Genomic DNA, 16518 nt, shown 5'->3' with positions numbered 1-16518 from the left:
ATCCGGAGTCGACTGCCCGGAGATTAGCACAATCGCCAGCACCCCGGGGTCCGTTGCACCGGGTTGCGGCGCGGGCCGCGTGTCACTTCGACCGGCTATCGCCGCGCCCCGAGCTGCCGCCCCGACGGAGCCCGCCGCGGCGCCCCTTCTTCCTGCCACCGCCGGTCGGCTTGGGTGGCCGGGGGCGTTCGAGGCTCGGCAGGTCATCGGGATCATGCGCTTCGACCGGCAGCGGCATCTCGATGTACTCCTCGATCTCGGGCAGGTGAAATGCGTAGTCCTCACAGGCAAAACTGATGGCGTCTCCCGTCGCCCCCAGGCGGGCCGTTCGGCCGATACGGTGCACGTAGTCGGCCGCATCCTGAGGCAAATCGAAGTTGATCACGTGGCTGACATCGGGAATATGCAGCCCGCGCGCGGCCACATCGGTAGCGACCAGCACGTCGATTTCTCCATCATGGAAGCGCTTGAGCAGCGACTGGCGTTTCTTCTGAGGCACGTTGCCAGCCAGCATGGCCGCGTTGATGCCGTTGGCCTTGAGTGTCCGCGCGACGCGGTCGGTCTGGTGCCGGGTGTTGACGAAAACCATGACATGCCCGTCTTCCATGCCACGCAGCAACTTGACCAGCAGAGGCAATTTCTCACGGTTGGCCGGGTAATAGACCACCTGGGTGACGCGATCGCTGGTGACCTGCTCCTCCTCGAAGCGGATGGTCTCGGCATCGTTCATGTGTTCGTAGGCCAGTTCCGTGACCTTGAGCGGGAAGGTGGCCGAAAACATCAGGGTCTGGCGCTTGTCGACCGGCGGCATGCGCCGGAACAGGTAGCGGATATCCTTGATAAAGCCCAGATCGAACATGCGATCGGCCTCGTCGAGCACCACCACCTCGATGTGCTTGAGGTTGTAGACCCCCTGCTTGAAGTAATCGATCAGACGGCCCGGCGTGCCGATGAGGATATCCACCCCGCTGGCGATCTGCTCGCGCTGACGCGCGTAGTCGACACCACCGTAGGTCAGAACGGTACGCAGTCCCGTGTGCTTGCCCAGCAACTCGGCATCGCGATGAATCTGAATGGCCAGTTCGCGTGTCGGCGCGATGATGATGGAGCGCGGATTCGGGCCCGGCCCGACGCTGTCATCGCTGAGCAGGCGCTGGAACACCGTGAGCAGAAAGGCCGCGGTCTTGCCGGTGCCGGTTCGCGCCTGGCCGGCGACATCGCGGCCCGACAGCGTCAGCGGCAGTGTGCTGGCCTGAATCGGGGTACAGCATTCGAAGCCTGCATCGAGCAGGCCCTGGCGAATGGCTGGAAAAAGGTCGAACTGATCGAATCGGGTTTCGGTAAGTACTTGCTGTGGACTGGAGTTGTCTGTCACTGAAACTTGTTATCCTTGAAAAATGGAAGGCCCGCCTTGACCTAAGCGCTGACCAATGATGCGCTGACAGGTTTGCTGCGGAAATGACGTCTTGGGCAACCGCCACCCCCTAGTATAGGGTCTTTTGAAGTGTCGTTGCCGACACCTAGCGCAATTTGCCCCACTCTTCAAGGAGTTCATAGTTGTGACCGAGAACATCATCCACGTAAATGACAGCGATTTCGAGGACAAGGTCCTCAAGGCCGACGGACCGGTGCTGGTTGACTACTGGGCGGAATGGTGCGGTCCGTGCAAGATGATCGAGCCGATTCTCAACGAACTGGCCGATGAGTACGGCGGCCGCCTCAAGATCGCCAAGCTCAACATCGACGAGAACCAGCAGGTGACCACCCGCTACAAGATCCGCGGCATCCCGACCCTGATGATCTTTGAGAACGGCGAACATCAGGGCACCAAGGTCGGTGCACTGACCAAATCGGCGCTCAAGGAGTTTGTGGAGGAAACCCTGTCCTGAGCCTGATGGAGCGGATGCGCCATGGCCACTGGACTTGCCGGTACATTGGTGCTAATTTAGCGACATCCAGGCGGCAGCCCGCCTGGTAACCCCTGTTTCCCGAAAACCCGCCCCTGGCGGGTAATAACATACTTTCAAGAGTCCATTCACGCTCGCATTCCGGCTGCCATCGCCGGCGAACTTCCCTGTTTGCTCGTGGCAACCCTTCGTAAATCTCTGGCAGAAAACCTCATGAACCTGACCGAACTAAAAAGAAAATCCGCCAAGGAACTGGTCGATATGGCCGATGAGCTCGGCATCGAGAATATCGGCCGCTCGCGCAAACACGATGTCATCTTTGCCATCCTCAAGGCAAAGGCCAAGAAAAAGGAAGCCATTTACGGTGACGGCGTACTGGAGATCCTTCAGGACGGCTTCGGCTTCCTGCGCTCCGCCGAGGCCTCCTACATGGCCGGCCCGGACGACATCTATGTCTCACCGTCCCAGATTCGCCGCTTCAACCTGCGCACCGGCGACTACATTTCCGGCAAGATCCGCCCGCCCAAGCAATCCGAGCGCTATTTCGCCCTGCTCAAGGTCGAAGAACTCAATTACGACAAGCCGGAAGCCGCCAAGAACAAGATCCTGTTCGAGAACCTGACCCCGGAGTTTCCGCGCGAGCAGCTCGAACTGGAGCGCGGCAATGGTTCAACCGAGGACATCACCGGGCGCATCATCGACCTGATCGCACCCATCGGCAAGGGCCAGCGCGGCCTGGTGGTCAGCCCGCCCAAGGCCGGCAAGACGATGATGCTGCAGAACATCGCCACGGCGATCCGGGCCAACAACCCGGAAACGCACATGATCATCCTGCTGATCGACGAGCGTCCCGAGGAAGTCACCGAAATGGAGCGCAGCGTCGATGCCGAAGTCATCTCGTCGACCTTCGACGAGCCGGCCACCCGCCACGTGCAGGTCGCCGACATGGTCATCGAGCGCGCCAAGCGCCTGGTCGAGCACAAAAAGGACGTCATTATCCTCCTTGACTCCATCACTCGCCTGGCTCGCGCCTACAACACGGTGGTGCCGTCATCGGGCAAGGTGCTCACCGGTGGTGTGGATGCCAACGCCCTGCAGCGTCCCAAGCGCTTTTTCGGCGCCGCCCGCAACATCACCGATGGCGCCAGCCTGACCATCATTGCCACCGCCCTGGTCGACACCGGCTCGAAGATGGACGAAGTCATCTACGAGGAATTCAAGGGCACCGGCAACATGGAAGTTCATCTCAGTCGCCGAATCGCCGAAAAGCGCGTCTACCCGGCCATCGACATCAATCGCTCCGGCACCCGCCGCGAGGAACTGATGATCGACAACGACGAACTGCAAAAGACCTGGATCCTGCGTCGCATTCTCCACCCCATGGATGAAATCCAGGCCATCGAGTTCATGCTCGACAAACTGAAGGTGACGAAGACGAACGAGGAATTCTTTAATTACATGAAACGCTGAGGCTGACGCGTTCGCGTCAAGGTGAAAGGAAGAAAGGTAAAAGGTAAAAGGAGAGAAACCCCTTTCACCTTTCACCTTTCCCAGCCGCCGCAGGCGGCCTTCACTCCCCATTGACACCCACCCCGTAACCTGCTCCCATTCACCAATGTGAAGGAGCTGCCTTCAATGTCCGACAGTCCCAACGCCACCATCCTGCTGGTGGAGGATCATGATGATCTCGCCGCCACCATCGGCGCCTACCTGGAAGCTTCCGGCTACGCCTGCGACTATGCCGCCGACGGCGCCATCGCTCTGAATTTGCTGGAAGAAAACGAATACGACGCCGTTGTGCTGGATCTCATGCTGCCCCGGATCAGCGGGATACGGGTGGCGATACGCATGCGCGAGCGCGGTGACGGCACACCGATTCTGATGCTGACCGCGCGTGATCAGCTCGACGACAAGGTCGAGGGCTTCGAGGCCGGTGCCGACGACTACCTGGTCAAGCCCTTCGAGTCCGAAGAACTGCTGGTACGCCTGAAAGCATTGATACGGCGCGCCCGAGGCGAAACCGGCGAGGGCCAGCTCAAGGTCGGCGACCTGGTGTTCGACCCGCGCCTGATGCGAGTTGAGCGCGCCGGTCAGCGCATCAACCTGTCACCCACCGCGGTTCGCATTCTGAAAGTACTGATGCGCGAGTCGCCGCGAGTGGTCAGTCGCGAGCAGATCGAAAACGAGCTGTGGGGCGATACCCTGCCTGACTCCGACACGCTCAGAAGCCACATGTACAACCTCAGGAAAGGCATTGATCGCCCGTTCGACACCAAGCTGCTGCATACCATTCAGGGGATGGGGTTCAAGCTGGCGACGCCGGAGGATGCCTGAGCGGCGTTGCCGCTCAGGTTTCAGGTTTCAGGTTTCAGGGGTCAGGTTTCGGGGTTCAGGCAGGCCAGGTTTTCCTGAAACCTGAAACCTGAACGCTGAAACCTTCCCCCATCACCGCCCCGCATCAGTCAGCCTGGCAATGCGCTCCCAGTGCCGCTCCCGCAGCTCACGCCACTCCATCCGAAACCATGGCGCGACCGGCGCCTGCTCGTCGGCGACCAGCTCGTCAACATCCACGGGTGAGAGAAATTTCCAGTCGGCAATCTCGGCGGGGTTGGGGCGGACCTCGCTGACGGTGGTGCGGCCCGTGTAGACCCAGCACAGCTCGTGCTCCGAACCCAGCTCGCCGTAGCGAGCGTGGTACTGGAACTTGTAGACGAACTCCAGTTCGGCCGCCACACCCAGCTCTTCCTCGACCCGCCGCCGGGTGGCTTCATCCATGTGCTCGCCGGCACGCGGATGCGAACAGCAACTGTTGGCCCAGTACAGCGGCCACAGTCGCTTGTCGGCGGCGCGTTGCTGGATGAGCAGACGGCCCTGAGGGTCAAACAGGAATACCGAAAAGGCGCGATGCAGGACACCGTCGCCATCATGGCAGTCTCCTTTCGACAGCGTGCCGAGTTCGCGGTCGTGCTCATCGACAAGTATCAGCTCCTCGCTGTCGGAAGACACGATCCGGGCCGGACCGGCCTGATCAAGTCTGGCCAATGGACACCTCCAGGGCGTGATAACCCGCCTCGCGGATGGCCCGAGCCACCCGGGCACTGTCATCGGGGCACAGGGCAATGATTGATCCACCGCCCCCACCTCCGGTCAATTTCGCGCCCACCGCACCATGGTTGCGGGCCACCTGGATCAGCTCTTCCAGCTCCCAGCTCGAAACCTGCATGGCGTTCAGCAGCCCCTGGCAGACGTTCATCAGCTCGCCCAGGGTTTCGTAGTCACCGCTCTTGAGCGCTTCCAGTCCCTGGCCGGCCAGGGTATCGATTTCATCAAAAATGCGATCGTAAAGATCGGGATTGCGCTGCCAGGCCTCGCGGACCCTGGCCACGGTACGCGCTGTGAGACTTTCAGTCCGACTCATGCCGATCACGATCGGCAGCGGCTGACTGACCTCGATGATTTCCCGGCAGGCGTCCTCGCCGCGGCGAAAGAGCGTGAACTCACCGTAGGTTGCCAGGGTATTGTCCAGCCCCGAAGGCGTTCCATGCGCCACCTTCTCGCACTCAAAGGCCAGCTCGTTGATGCGCTCATCATCCAGCCCGAGGCGGAAATGCAGGTCGATGGCGCGGATGACAGCCACGGCCAACGCGGCCGAACCGCCCAGCCCCATCGCGCGCGGCACATTGGGGAACACCTCGATACGCATGCCGCGATTCTCGAGATCCAGTGCCGACAGCACACGCGCCATGGACTTGGCAAACGATGGCGGTCGCTTGGCCTTGAAGTCCAGCCGCTGCTCGATCCCCCAGCGCGGGATGATCAGCTCCACGCCTTCCGGCGCATCTTCGACCCGGGCCTGAATGGCCAGTGGGATGGGCGCGGCAATGGCCCGGCGACCATAGACCACGGCATGTTCGCCGAGCAGGATGATCTTGCCGTGACCGGCACCCAGTCGTTCGCCTTCCAGCGTCTCCTGTTCTTCAGTCCGGGACACGGCACGAATCGAGGATGCACTCTGCTCGGCGACTTCGCGCATGATGTCCGCGGCCTTCCAGACCTTGATCTCGCCCGAGGCAATCAGGCGCTCGACCACCGTATCGAACAGCTCGGGCGGCACCCCGGCAGCGGTGGCCACGGACCGTGCATGCAGCGTCATGTGTCCCTGCTGAATGCCTTCGGTGACCAGTGCACGGATGGCCGAGAAATTCTGGGCCAGCCCCACCGCTCCCATGACTTCCGCAAGCTCGCGAGCACTCTCGACGCCCAGCATGCGCAGGTTCAGCGCCACGGTCGGGTTGGTCTGCAGCGGGCCGCCCACGGTACCGACCTTGAGTGGAATCTCAAGCTCTCCGAGCAGGTCGCCGTTGTCGGCACAGGTCCAGCTGGTCAGCGAGGTGTATCGGCCGCCCCGGGCGGCATAGGCATGGGCGCCGGCCTCGATGGCCCGCCAGTCATTGCCGGTGGCCAGGGCGACCGCATCCACGCCGTTCATGATGCCCTTGTTGTGGGTGGCGGCCCGGTAGGGGTCAACGCGGGCGAAATCGTTGGCCACGATGATGCCGTCGCGCACCTGCTCGCCATCAAAGCCCTTGCCGGTCAGCAGGCTCACGGGAATCCGCACCTTCGCCCGCACCAGTGCGCGGTCGGTCAAGTTTGACAGAATCCGGAGGAAAACCCGCCCGTCGGCCATGTTTTCGACCAGCGAGGCAACGCCCTCGCACATGGTATTGACCAGGTTGGCGCCCATCGCATCGCAGGTATCGACCAGCAGATGGGCAACGACCATGTCACCGCCAATGCCCTGCGAGGGATGAATGTAGACTTCCAGGTCCTTGGCCCCGCCGCCGCGGGCAATCATCTTCGGGTGAAGGCTGTTGGCAAGGTTGAGAATCTCGTCCTTGCGCTGCAGCAGGGTGGCTTTTGCCCGGGCCGGATCAGCGACATCGACGATCTGGATCTGGCCGATCAGGCGGGGTTCGGTGCTTTCGACCGTGAACCCTCCAGCCGAGCGCGCCAGCTTGGCCGCCGAGCCGAGCGCGGCCACGATGGACGGCTCTTCGACCACCAGGGGAACCACGTATTCCTTGTCGTTGATCAGGAAGTTCAGCCCGAGACCGACCGGCAGGCCCATCACGCCGATGACATTCTCGATCATCTTGTCGGCCAGCTGCACCGACAGCGTGTGCCGACCGGACTTCAGGACCTGGTAGTCCTCGGGTCCCAGCAATCCACGGTCATGCACCGTGCGCACTCGCTCCGGCACGGACATTTTGTAGAACTGCGGTATGCGTGATCGTTCCATGCGGCAGGCTCCGTTTCAGGCCTCGGTCACCCGGCTGCCATCCTTGCCGGCAGCCAGCGAAAATGCATCCAGTCCGGTCCCGCGCAGTGCATCGGCCAGGCTGGCCAGGGCCTGCGGGGAAGTGGCGGCCGCCACAGCCAGGTCGCCGCCGCCGGCCCCACAGGGCTTGCACACGGCACCATGCTCAAGCGCCAGGTCCATGGCCCGGCGATGCGCAGCAGTAACCACCGGGATTCCGGCGCAATCGCCCATTGTACCCAGAACACGCCCGTACTCGCCGATCTGCCGGACCAGTTCACCCGCATCGCCGGCCTGCTGCGCTTCCAGTCCTTCATGGCATACCCGCCGCATCGCATTGACGAGCTCGCGGGCATCGTCCGGGTGACGCCTGAGGAAACGAAACCAGGCCGCGACCAGATCAGGCGTGGAGGCCGCCTGACCGGTCCAGATGAACATCAGGTGCAGCCCCTCCGGCAGGGCCACGGGCTGCACGACCGGCCGAGGGCCGGCCAGGCGATAGGCAATCGCCCCACCGTAAAGACTGGTGGCCAGATCAATGCCGCTGCCATGCCCACCCTGGCTGCTGCGGTAAACGGGGAGCAGCCGCTCGAGCACCTGTTCGGGCGATTCACGGCCACGACGGCGGCTGGCATGTGCGGTGATGGCCGCATCCAGGGCCACGACCGATGCCGCGCTCGAGCCCAGACCCAGCTTGATACCGCCGTGAAACAGCCCGCCTGTATCAATGCGCAGCTTGAATGGCTCAACTCCACCGTATCGGCGCCAGGCATGGGCAACCAGGTGTTCCAGAATGGCCGCGGTTCTCCGGAACGCGGCCAGGCTGTTCTCGGCGCCCGACCAGCTCAGGGCGCCATGGGCGCCAATCTCGAATGCAATGGGCTCGATATCAAGCTGAGGCGCTTCGATGCGACCCACCCCGGAGCTCGCCTCCAGGTCCACCCGCGCACGGCGATCCACCGCCAGGGACAGTGCTGGCGCACCATCGAGCACCGCGTACTCTCCGAGCAGTACCGCCTTGCCCGGCGCACCGGCTTTCAGAGGCATCAGGACACAACCTCCGCACCCGGACCCAGGCGGGCCTGCACCACCTGCTCAACGCCATCGATGTCAGCCAAACGCCGGGCCACCCGCTTGCCCTGTCCCGGCAGACAGACGGCCTTGACCTGCGGCCCGGCATCCACGGTAAAGCACACGCCGGTGCCGGCCAGGCGCATCGACCGAATTTCGTGCAGACAGGCCACGGTGGCAGCGTGCCAGTAAAGGATACCGGGCTGAGCCGCCAGGGCCGAGGCGTGCATCTTCAGGGCACTGGATTCGGTCACGGCCACGAGCTGCTCAAAATCCCGTCGGGCGATCGCGTTTCGGGCCTGCTCCAGATCCGCATCCATGCCACTCAACCAGGCCGGGTAATACGGTGAGGTCGACATGGTGTGATTCATACCCTCGGTCGAAGCCACCGCCTTGGCCTGGCGGGTGGTGATGGCCACCACCACCTCCAGCGGCCAGTGCGGAGCGTCCGCCAGCGCGCTGGCATGGGCATCCGATCCATCGACGCGGGTACCGGAAGCCATCTCGACAAAGCCCCCAAAGATCGAGCGGGCGGCCGAGCCCGAGCCCAGCCGGGCCTCGATGGACAGTCCCCGTTCATCCAGTCCGGTCGCGAAGGCGGCATCGGCGGCCGTCACCAAGGCGGCAAAACCGGATGCAGAGGAAGCCAGGCCGGCGCCGGTGGGGAAATTGTTCCGCGTTTCCACCCGGCACCTTGCATCCACGCCCGAGCGAGCACGAAACCGGTCGAGCACCGGTCGAATACGCGCGGGATCAGCGGACTGGCCGTCGAGTTCCAGCCGGTCATCGCTCAGATCGGCCATCGGCGCCACGGTGGTCTGCGTTTCCAGCTCGGCCAGGGTGATCGAGATCGAGCCGGCTGCCGGCAGATTCAGGCCGGAATCACGCTTTCCCCAGTACTTGACCAGGGCGATATTGGCGCCGGCCCGGGCAGTGGCAGGTTGAAGAGACATTGCAGGCCTGAATTCATGACATGGACCTGCCAATGATACTGGCTGCGCTCGACTTCAGGGTGGCGAATCAGTTTGCAAAGCCGTTGAGGGTTTCAAGCCGTATTCATGATCGCAACCAGGTTACCGGCCGCCGAAGGGCTTGAAGGTCGCCTGCGGGAACTCGATGCGGATCTCGGTCCCGGCCCCCAGCTCGCTGTCGGCATGGATCTTCCAGCCGAAGCGATGGCAAAGCCGTCGAACAATGGACAGACCCAGACCGTAGCCTTCATTGGAGCGATCATGGCCGCGGTAGAACGGCTCGAACATACGCTCCAGGTCGGCCTCGCTCATGCCGCAACCCGTGTCCTGCACGGTCACGCCATTGCGATCGATCAATACCTGTACCCTGCCTTCGGTGGTATAGCTCAGGGCGTTGCGCAGCAGGTTGGTGAAGATGATGGCCAGTACGCGCTCCGGGGCCTCGATCTCCATGAGACCGGTAGCCTGCACCCCGGCTTCGACCCGCGGCCGATCCACTGCACGCTGGACCTGGTCAAGCACTTCAGCCACCAGGTCGTTGATCACCACCGACGACCAGTTGAGCCGCGATTCGCTCTCGCGCGCCAATATCAGCAAGGTTTCGACCAACCCCTCCATGTCTCGCACGGTCCGCGCCATACGCTGCAACGTCGGAGCGTCAGGCGAGTCTCCCGCTTGCTTCCGGGTAAGCAGATCGAGGTTGGCACGCAAGACTGCCAGCGGCGTCCTCAGCTCATGACTGGCGTTGCGGGTGAAGTTGCGCTCGCGCTGAATGAACCATTCCAGACGATGAATGAACTGGTTGAAGGCATTGATCAGCGCCAGGGTTTCGGTATCGTTTCCGGCTTCGAAATCTTCAGGGTTCAGTTCCTCGAGTCGGCCCTTGCGGAAATCGTAGTTGCGCACCGCCTCAGCGAGCTGAACCACCGTGGATACGGCACGCCTCGACATCATGTATCCAAGCCAGGTCAGAATATAGATCAGCAACAGCACCCCGGTCAGCGGAGCCACCCCGAAGTAAAAGGCCAGTTGCGATACCTGCACTTCGTCGAAGACCAGGTAAAGGCGATCGCCGTTGCGATCGCTGACGTGGATGACCGGTTCGGAATCCGGCCCCTCGTCCACGCGCCGGAAACCGGGCTCCTGCCCCTGCAACCACTCCGGCACTCCGGCTTCATCACCGCCGGGCGCGAGGTATCCTTTCAGGTTATTGGTGTTGGGCAGGGCGAATCCGGGGTCGGCTTCGTAATGGCTCCAGAAATGGTTGGCCTCACCGTTGAGCGCCTCCTTGACCAGCACCCGCTCGACCACCCAGGCTGCCGCATAGACGCCCAGTACCGTGGCAACACTGATGGCCATGATCTGAAGCACAAAGACCTTGACCAGCTTGGTCCGGATTCCACCGGTAAAGAGACGTCCAAGAGGCATGAGTCAGCGTCGAATGAATCGGCAATGGGCAACCAGCCAGGCATTGCCCCGATCAAAACCAAACAGCTCCTCGCAGGCCATGAAGAACATCCGCCAGCGCTGTCGCCAGCGTGCGGCATCATCGCCGTAAGTGTGCTGCATCACCTGGTCCACCTTCGAGCGGTGGGCATCCATGTTGTCCAGCCAGGCGCGCGCGGTGCGGGCATAGTGCGTGCCGGAAAACAGCCAGCGCTTGTCGATCTGTACATCATCGGCAAAGTGTAACAGGGTGTCGGCGGCCGGCATCAGCCCCCCGGTAAAGAAGTACCGGCCCATCCAGTTGCCATCGCCTTCAGTCTCGAAGGGATAGGCCAGGTAACGGTGACAGAAGATGTGCACGAACAGATACCCGCCGGGCTTCAACCATTCGGCCACCCGGGCCAGAAGCTGCCGATAGTTGCGCACGTGTTCGAACATTTCCACCGAAACCACACGATCGAACTGTCGACCCAGCTCCAGATCATTGACATCGCAGGTGATCACTTCGATGTTGTCATACCCCAACTCCAGCGCCCGCGCCTCGATATGAGCGCGCTGCGAAGCGGAATTGGACACGGCGGTGATCCGGCTTTTGGGATACCGACCGGCCATCCAGAGCGTCAGCGAACCCCAGCCGCAGCCCAGCTCGAGAACGTCCTGTCCGTCCACCAGATCGGCATGCTCACAGGTGGATTCCAGCATCACCTCTTCGGCCTTTTCCAGCCCCGTCACACCTCTTGACCAGCAGGCCGATGAGTACTTGAGCCTTGGACCCAGTGCCAGCTGGTAGAACACGGTCGGCACCTCGTAATGCTGTTCATTGGCCTTGTCGGTCTCGATGGCAATGGCCGATTGACCCAGCTCCTCGAGCAATGCCTGATAGCGACGCGACTGTGCCTCTGGATCTTGAGCATGCTCCTGTTTCAACCGACGCCTGAGCAAAGCTCTGATGCCAAGCCGTATCAGCCAGTCCGGCAAAAGTGCGCGCTCGGCCAGGTCAATGATCTTCATGAAGGTCTCCGTTGTAGGTGACGCGTGGCGACTGGCTGCGCGCCGATGGCGGGCCCGCAAGCCAGAACAGCGCGGGAAGGATCAACGCCCAGCTCAACCCGGTGGCCACGACAACCTGCCAGGCCGGCGCGACCCACTCGACGGCACCAAAGCGGGCACCGGCGAAATAGGACAGGGGTGAACCCACGGCGCCCAGTACCGCGATCAACGCCAGGCGCCGCTTGAACAGCGCCATGGAGTGATTGATGACCAGCGCCAGCGCCAGCCAAAGCAGGAGAATCCAGGCCGGCGCGAACTCGGCTGACGGCCAGGCCATGCTGTACTCCAGCAGCCCCAGCCTGATCCAGGCGGTGTCAAGCAACAGCCCTGTGACCAGGCAAATGATGATGATCTGCCAATCCCGGGGATGACGGCGCACGGTTTGCAGTTGCCAAAGCGCCAGGCTGCCCACCACCATGCCGCCAATCCAGCCCACCCCCTGGGCTGCACCAATGACACAGGCCGGCCAGGCTATCTGAAAAAGCCCCTGGTTGACCAGGAAGTCGCGAGTCATCATGAGCCGCCGGTCAGGCCAGCAGCGGATGAGGCCCGCCAGTCCGGGCCGGCCAGAAGCAGATGGACATCGCTGATGGCGCGCTCGCGAAAACCACCCTCGCAGTAGGCCAGGTACCAGCGCCAGCGACGCCTGAAAGACTCGTCGAAACCCATCTCGCTGATTCGATCCCAGGCCGATTCGAACCGCTGCCGCCAACGCGCCAGCGTCAATGCATAACTGTTGCCGAAATCAGCCAGCTCGATCAGACCCAGACGGCTTGATCGTGCCATGGCGCCGGAAATGGCACTGACCGAGGGGATGAAGCTGCCGGGAAAAATGTAGCGCTTGATGAAGTCGATATTCGACAGCGCCGAACGGTATCGCGAATCCTCGATGGTAATCGCCTGGATCAGGGCCAGCCCACCGGGCCTGAGCAAGCGGTCAATGGCGCCCATATAGGTATCCAGATACTGATGCCCAACTGCTTCGATCATTTCGACCGAAACCAGCTTGTCGTACTCGCCATCCAGATCACGGTAGTCGCGCATCAGGACCTCGACACGATCGGCCAGGCCGGCACGGGCGACCGCTTCCCGGGCGTACTCGAACTGCTCCCGAGAAATGGTGGTCGTGGTCACCCGACAGCCGTAGTGGCGCGCGGCATGAATGGCCAGACCACCCCAGCCCGACCCGATTTCAAGCAGATGATCCTCCGGCGCGAGGTCCAGTTTCTGGCAGATCCGATCCAGCTTGTTGAGCTGAGCCTGCTCCAGGCTCTCTTCGGCATCCAGAAACAGCGCGCTGGAATACATCATGTGTTCATCAAGCCAGGCACTGAAGAACTCGTTGCCCAGATCGTAGTGTGCAGAGATGTTGCGTCGGCTGCCATTGAGGCTGTTCCGATTGTGGGCATGCCACAAGCCAAGCAGGGCATTGCTCACGCGCGCGCCGCCCCGCTCAAGCTCCGGCATCACATGTCGGTTGCGTGCCAGCACCTGCACGACCGCCACCGGATCTGGCGTATCCCAGAGACCGGCCATGTACGCTTCAGCCGCCCCCACGCTGCCGCCGGTGGCCATGAGACGCCAGAAGTGCAGGTCATGAACGCTGACCTCCGCTTGCAGCTCTGCGCCCGGTTGACCAAGAAAAGTTACACCTTCCGGGTCCCGGATGGTCAAGCCGGCTCGCTTTAGACCGGTCAGTCGTGCCAGCAACCGTCGCCTCAACCAGCGATCGAATGCGTTGCCACGTCGTCTCCGGACATTGTCGGTAGCAGTCGTGATGGTCGATTGATTCATGATGGATGGCGCTCAGGTCCTGTCCGGATGAGGAAAAAAAGGCATGCGCTTCAGCCACAGCCTGAATGCCTGCCAGTAGATTGCCGCGACCACTCGCAGGGTCATGAGGGGAAACTTCAATGGCATTCGACCCATGGCCGAAGCGGTCATCGGCTGCAACTGCAGCCTCATGCCGGCTGAAAAGTATTCTGCATTGAAGTGGTTCAGGCGCATGTGAATGTCGATGCCCGAATCATCGACCCTAAAGCGCCAGTCGTACTGGATATCCATGGGCAGAAACGGCGAGACGTGAAATTGCTTGTCGAAAACGAACCGGTACTCCGGCCCCTCTTGACCACGGCAGTCCAGCACGTAGGCATGCCTTTCATCCCACGGTGTATTGTTGATTTCCGCGACAATGACCGACAGTCGTCCGCGTTCGTCGTCGCAGAAATAGAAACTGACCGGATTAAAGCACACGCCCCACTGTCTGGGGTGGGCAAGCAGGCGAATGCGACCGGGGGGACAGTAGCCAATCCGCGACAGCACCAGTTCGCGGACCACCTGGTCGAGTCGAAGATCGACAGGTGCCATGTAGTCGCGCCGACGAAAACTGACCAGGTTGATGCGCTCCATGGACCACAACCGGCTGCGGGCGAACGTATCTTCGAGATCCCCCAGATCCAGCAGACTGTAGTAAACGCGATATTCAAACCGATGCGGTTCAGGCAGATTGCGCTTGTGCCAGACGTGGCCGAGGGCCAGTGCATTATTCATCTCGGCTCTCGATATCGTCGATGACACGGCGGGCGCTTCGAGCACCATCTTCATGAAAGCCCCAGCCCCACCAGGCGCCACAGAACCAGGTTCGTCGCGGACCATTGATGCAGGCCCAGCGTTCTTGCGCACTGACAGCCGCAGGTGTGAATACCGGATGGGAATAGTACCGACGCGCGATGATCGATTCCTCGGCAATGCGTTCAGCCTGATTGAGCGAAACCATGTACTGGCGCCTACTCGGGATGCGCTGAAGCGCATTCATGTAGTAAGTCACCCTGCACTGCTCGTCGTCAGCACTGTCGAGTCGTACGTTCCAGGCGGCTCGGGCCCTGGGCCGGCGCGGAAGCACCGACACATCCGTGTGAAGCACGGCCTCGTTGGGCTGATAGGCAACCGCCCCCAGCACTGCTCGTTCGGTCGGACTGACATCTGCCAGCACGGACAACGCCTGATCAGAGTGACAGGCCAATATGACACCATCAGCACTCAGTTCACCATGGTCGGTCCGGATCCGCACGCGATCAGCCTCGCGCAGTACCTGTCTGACCGGACTACCCGTCTGAAAGCGGGCCTGACACCGGGTTGCCGCTTCGACATAGCTGCGACTGCCGCCGGTCACGGTTTTCCAGGCGGGCCGGCCGGTGAGCTGCAGCATGGCGTGGTTGTCCATGAAGGCCAGCAAATGTCGCATGGGGAAGGCACCGATCTGTCCCATGGGAGCCGACCAGAGTGCCGATGCCATGGGCATCAGGTGGCAATCGGCAAACATCTGGCCCATGCCGCTGCCAGCCAGCCATTGAGACAAGGTGGTCTGATCGTCCAGTGAGTTCATCAAAGCCGGTGCCGAGCGATAGAATCTGACAATGTCGGCGATCATGCCGTAGAAGCGTGGACTCACCAGATTGCGGCGCTGACAGAACAGACCGTTGAGAGTGGTGGCGTTGTACTCGAGATTCCGAAACGGATCACTGACACCGAAGCTCATATCGGTCTTCTGGCTGGACACGCCCAGCGATCGAAGCCAGTCCGAAAACAGCGGATAGTGCTGCTCATTGAAGACAATGAACCCCGAGTCGATGAAATGCTCACCCTGCTCGTCGACCACCCGGTGGGTATCGGCATGCCCACCCAGGCGCTCTTCTGCCTCCAGCACGATGACCTCGTGCCGACGCGAAAGGTGCCAGGCAGCGTACAGACCTGCAATACCGGCGCCCACGATGACAAACTTCATGGCGACGCCTCGATCCGGCGTGCGTTCAGTACACGCTCGGGTACCGACTTGAGACCATGGATCAACCTTACGCGTGCCATCAGCCAAAGCACGTAGTAGCTGATGTCGACCTCCCACCAATAGAAACCCTGGCGGGCCGATCCGGGAAAATGATGGTGGTTGTTGTGCCAGCCCTCGCCCAGCGTCAGCAGGGCCAGCAGGCCATTGTTGCGACTGTCATCCCGTGTTTCGAATCGTCGGCTGCCCCAGACATGGGCCAGTGAATTGATAGTCAGCGTGACGTGAATCAGTACCACCGTGGAGACGAAATATCCCCAGACCAGCAACTGCCAGCCACTGGTATTGAGCCCGGGGGCCCAGCGCTCCAGGACCAGGCCCAGTCCGAACAGTCCGGCAGCATAGAGTACGGGCACGATCAGATCGAAACGATCCAGCCAACGAAGCTCGGGATATCGAGCCAGATCCGGCACCTGCTTGAGATCGGTTCCGAAATGACGCCTGCTCAGAAACCACCCCATGTGACTCCACCAGAATCCCGCAGACGGCGAGTGCGGATCGTCGGATGTGTCGGCATGTCGATGGTGCTGTCTGTGATGGGCCGCCCACCACAGCGGTCCGCGCTGAGTCGCCGAAGCACCCAGCAAGGCAAATGCAAACTGCATGGGGCGCGAGGTTCGAAACGCCCGATGCGAAAAGTAGCGATGGTAGAACGCAGTGATGGCAAACATCCTGATGAGGTAGCTGGCCAGAAACACCACCAACGCCGTGGCGGAAACCCCAACCAGGAGAACGCCCAGGCATGCCAGGTGCAGCCCAATGAACGGCAGTATGCGAAGCCAGTCTATACGGTGCGGGTCTGCATTATCGGAGTGGTGGTAGCGCCCAGAGTCCAGCCAGATGCGAAATGGGTTCATTCAGGGTCTTTCACTTCCGTCAACATTCCCGCTTATTGAACTTGTCGGGCAGTGAATC

15 protein-coding genes are annotated in these 16518 nt (G+C 61.7%); 3 read left to right on the top strand and 12 right to left on the bottom strand.

Annotated features, from left to right (window positions below; genetic code table 11):
• Positions 1–82 precede the first annotated feature (82 nt).
• Positions 83–1375, bottom strand: a complete 1293-nt coding sequence (locus IC757_RS04195; RefSeq protein WP_190976130.1) for a DEAD/DEAH box helicase — start codon at positions 1373–1375, stop codon at positions 83–85.
• A gap of 184 nt (positions 1376–1559) precedes the next feature.
• Here IC757_RS04195 and trxA point away from each other — a divergent pair, with 184 nt between their 5' ends.
• From trxA to IC757_RS04180, 3 genes are all read left to right on the top strand, one after another.
• On the top strand, positions 1560–1889 hold the full coding sequence (gene trxA / locus IC757_RS04190; RefSeq protein ID WP_190976129.1) for a thioredoxin TrxA: 330 nt from the start codon (positions 1560–1562) through the stop codon (positions 1887–1889).
• A 231-nt stretch (positions 1890–2120) separates the two neighbouring features.
• The gene (rho, locus tag IC757_RS04185; protein WP_190976128.1) at positions 2121–3377 is read left to right on the top strand and encodes a transcription termination factor Rho; all 1257 of its coding nucleotides are present in this window, start codon (positions 2121–2123) and stop codon (positions 3375–3377) included.
• A gap of 165 nt (positions 3378–3542) precedes the next feature.
• Positions 3543–4241 (top strand): response regulator transcription factor, encoded by a 699-nt coding sequence (locus IC757_RS04180; RefSeq protein WP_190976127.1) that lies wholly within the window; start codon positions 3543–3545, stop codon positions 4239–4241.
• A 111-nt stretch (positions 4242–4352) separates the two neighbouring features.
• On the opposite strand, the gene idi is transcribed toward IC757_RS04180, so the two are convergent.
• From idi to IC757_RS04125, 11 genes are all read right to left on the bottom strand, one after another.
• Entirely contained in the window at positions 4353–4949 is a 597-nt protein-coding gene (gene idi / locus IC757_RS04175; protein ID WP_223846252.1) for an isopentenyl-diphosphate Delta-isomerase, read from the bottom strand.
• The gene (locus tag IC757_RS04170) at positions 4936–7206 is read right to left on the bottom strand and encodes a hydroxymethylglutaryl-CoA reductase, degradative (RefSeq protein WP_190976125.1); all 2271 of its coding nucleotides are present in this window, start codon (positions 7204–7206) and stop codon (positions 4936–4938) included. The genes idi and IC757_RS04170 overlap by 14 nt, the downstream gene beginning before the upstream one ends.
• Positions 7207–7221: 15 nt before the next feature.
• A complete protein-coding gene (locus IC757_RS04165; RefSeq protein ID WP_190976124.1) occupies positions 7222–8271 on the bottom strand; it encodes a mevalonate kinase in 1050 nt (349 codons plus the stop codon).
• Positions 8271–9248: a diphosphomevalonate decarboxylase gene (gene mvaD, locus IC757_RS04160; protein WP_190976123.1), complete on the bottom strand. Its 978-nt coding sequence runs from the start codon at positions 9246–9248 to the stop codon at positions 8271–8273. Before mvaD ends, IC757_RS04165 begins: the two co-directional genes overlap by 1 nt.
• 120 nt (positions 9249–9368) lie before the next feature.
• Positions 9369–10694, bottom strand: a complete 1326-nt coding sequence (locus IC757_RS04155) for a sensor histidine kinase (RefSeq protein WP_190976122.1) — start codon at positions 10692–10694, stop codon at positions 9369–9371.
• A 3-nt stretch (positions 10695–10697) separates the two neighbouring features.
• Positions 10698–11723 carry an SAM-dependent methyltransferase gene (locus IC757_RS04150; protein WP_190976121.1) on the bottom strand — a complete coding sequence of 342 codons (1026 nt, stop codon included), beginning with the start codon at positions 11721–11723 and terminating at the stop codon, positions 10698–10700.
• On the bottom strand, positions 11710–12279 hold the full coding sequence (locus IC757_RS04145) for a DUF2878 domain-containing protein (protein WP_190976120.1): 570 nt from the start codon (positions 12277–12279) through the stop codon (positions 11710–11712). Before IC757_RS04145 ends, IC757_RS04150 begins: the two co-directional genes overlap by 14 nt.
• Positions 12276–13556, bottom strand: a complete 1281-nt coding sequence (locus tag IC757_RS04140) for an SAM-dependent methyltransferase (RefSeq protein ID WP_190976119.1) — start codon at positions 13554–13556, stop codon at positions 12276–12278. The genes IC757_RS04145 and IC757_RS04140 overlap by 4 nt, the downstream gene beginning before the upstream one ends.
• Positions 13557–13568: 12 nt before the next feature.
• A complete protein-coding gene (locus tag IC757_RS04135) occupies positions 13569–14312 on the bottom strand; it encodes a DUF1365 domain-containing protein (protein WP_190976118.1) in 744 nt (247 codons plus the stop codon).
• The gene (locus IC757_RS04130) at positions 14305–15546 is read right to left on the bottom strand and encodes an NAD(P)/FAD-dependent oxidoreductase (protein ID WP_190976117.1); all 1242 of its coding nucleotides are present in this window, start codon (positions 15544–15546) and stop codon (positions 14305–14307) included. The genes IC757_RS04135 and IC757_RS04130 overlap by 8 nt, the downstream gene beginning before the upstream one ends.
• A complete protein-coding gene (locus IC757_RS04125) occupies positions 15543–16460 on the bottom strand; it encodes an acyl-CoA desaturase (protein ID WP_190976116.1) in 918 nt (305 codons plus the stop codon). The genes IC757_RS04130 and IC757_RS04125 overlap by 4 nt, the downstream gene beginning before the upstream one ends.
• Positions 16461–16518 lie beyond the last annotated feature (58 nt).

Origin of the sequence: Wenzhouxiangella sp. AB-CW3 (genome assembly GCF_014725735.1) — a bacterium.
Taxonomy (GTDB): domain Bacteria; phylum Pseudomonadota; class Gammaproteobacteria; order Xanthomonadales; family Wenzhouxiangellaceae; genus Wenzhouxiangella.
This window is presented reverse-complemented; position numbering and strand designations above follow the sequence as displayed.

Coding starts and splice junctions, on each gene's coding strand:
- rho (WP_190976128.1), top strand. CDS start 2,121: ATGAACCTGACCGAACTAAAAAGAAAATCCGCCAAGGAACTGGTCGAT.
- IC757_RS04180 (WP_190976127.1), top strand. CDS start 3,543: ATGTCCGACAGTCCCAACGCCACCATCCTGCTGGTGGAGGATCATGAT.
- IC757_RS04170 (WP_190976125.1), bottom strand. CDS start 7,206: ATGGAACGATCACGCATACCGCAGTTCTACAAAATGTCCGTGCCGGAG.
- IC757_RS04165 (WP_190976124.1), bottom strand. CDS start 8,271: ATGCCTCTGAAAGCCGGTGCGCCGGGCAAGGCGGTACTGCTCGGAGAG.
- mvaD (WP_190976123.1), bottom strand. CDS start 9,248: ATGTCTCTTCAACCTGCCACTGCCCGGGCCGGCGCCAATATCGCCCTG.
- IC757_RS04155 (WP_190976122.1), bottom strand. CDS start 10,694: ATGCCTCTTGGACGTCTCTTTACCGGTGGAATCCGGACCAAGCTGGTC.
- IC757_RS04150 (WP_190976121.1), bottom strand. CDS start 11,723: ATGAAGATCATTGACCTGGCCGAGCGCGCACTTTTGCCGGACTGGCTG.
- IC757_RS04145 (WP_190976120.1), bottom strand. CDS start 12,279: ATGATGACTCGCGACTTCCTGGTCAACCAGGGGCTTTTTCAGATAGCC.
- IC757_RS04140 (WP_190976119.1), bottom strand. CDS start 13,556: ATGAATCAATCGACCATCACGACTGCTACCGACAATGTCCGGAGACGA.
- IC757_RS04135 (WP_190976118.1), bottom strand. CDS start 14,312: ATGAATAATGCACTGGCCCTCGGCCACGTCTGGCACAAGCGCAATCTG.
- IC757_RS04130 (WP_190976117.1), bottom strand. CDS start 15,546: ATGAAGTTTGTCATCGTGGGCGCCGGTATTGCAGGTCTGTACGCTGCC.
- IC757_RS04125 (WP_190976116.1), bottom strand. CDS start 16,460: ATGAACCCATTTCGCATCTGGCTGGACTCTGGGCGCTACCACCACTCC.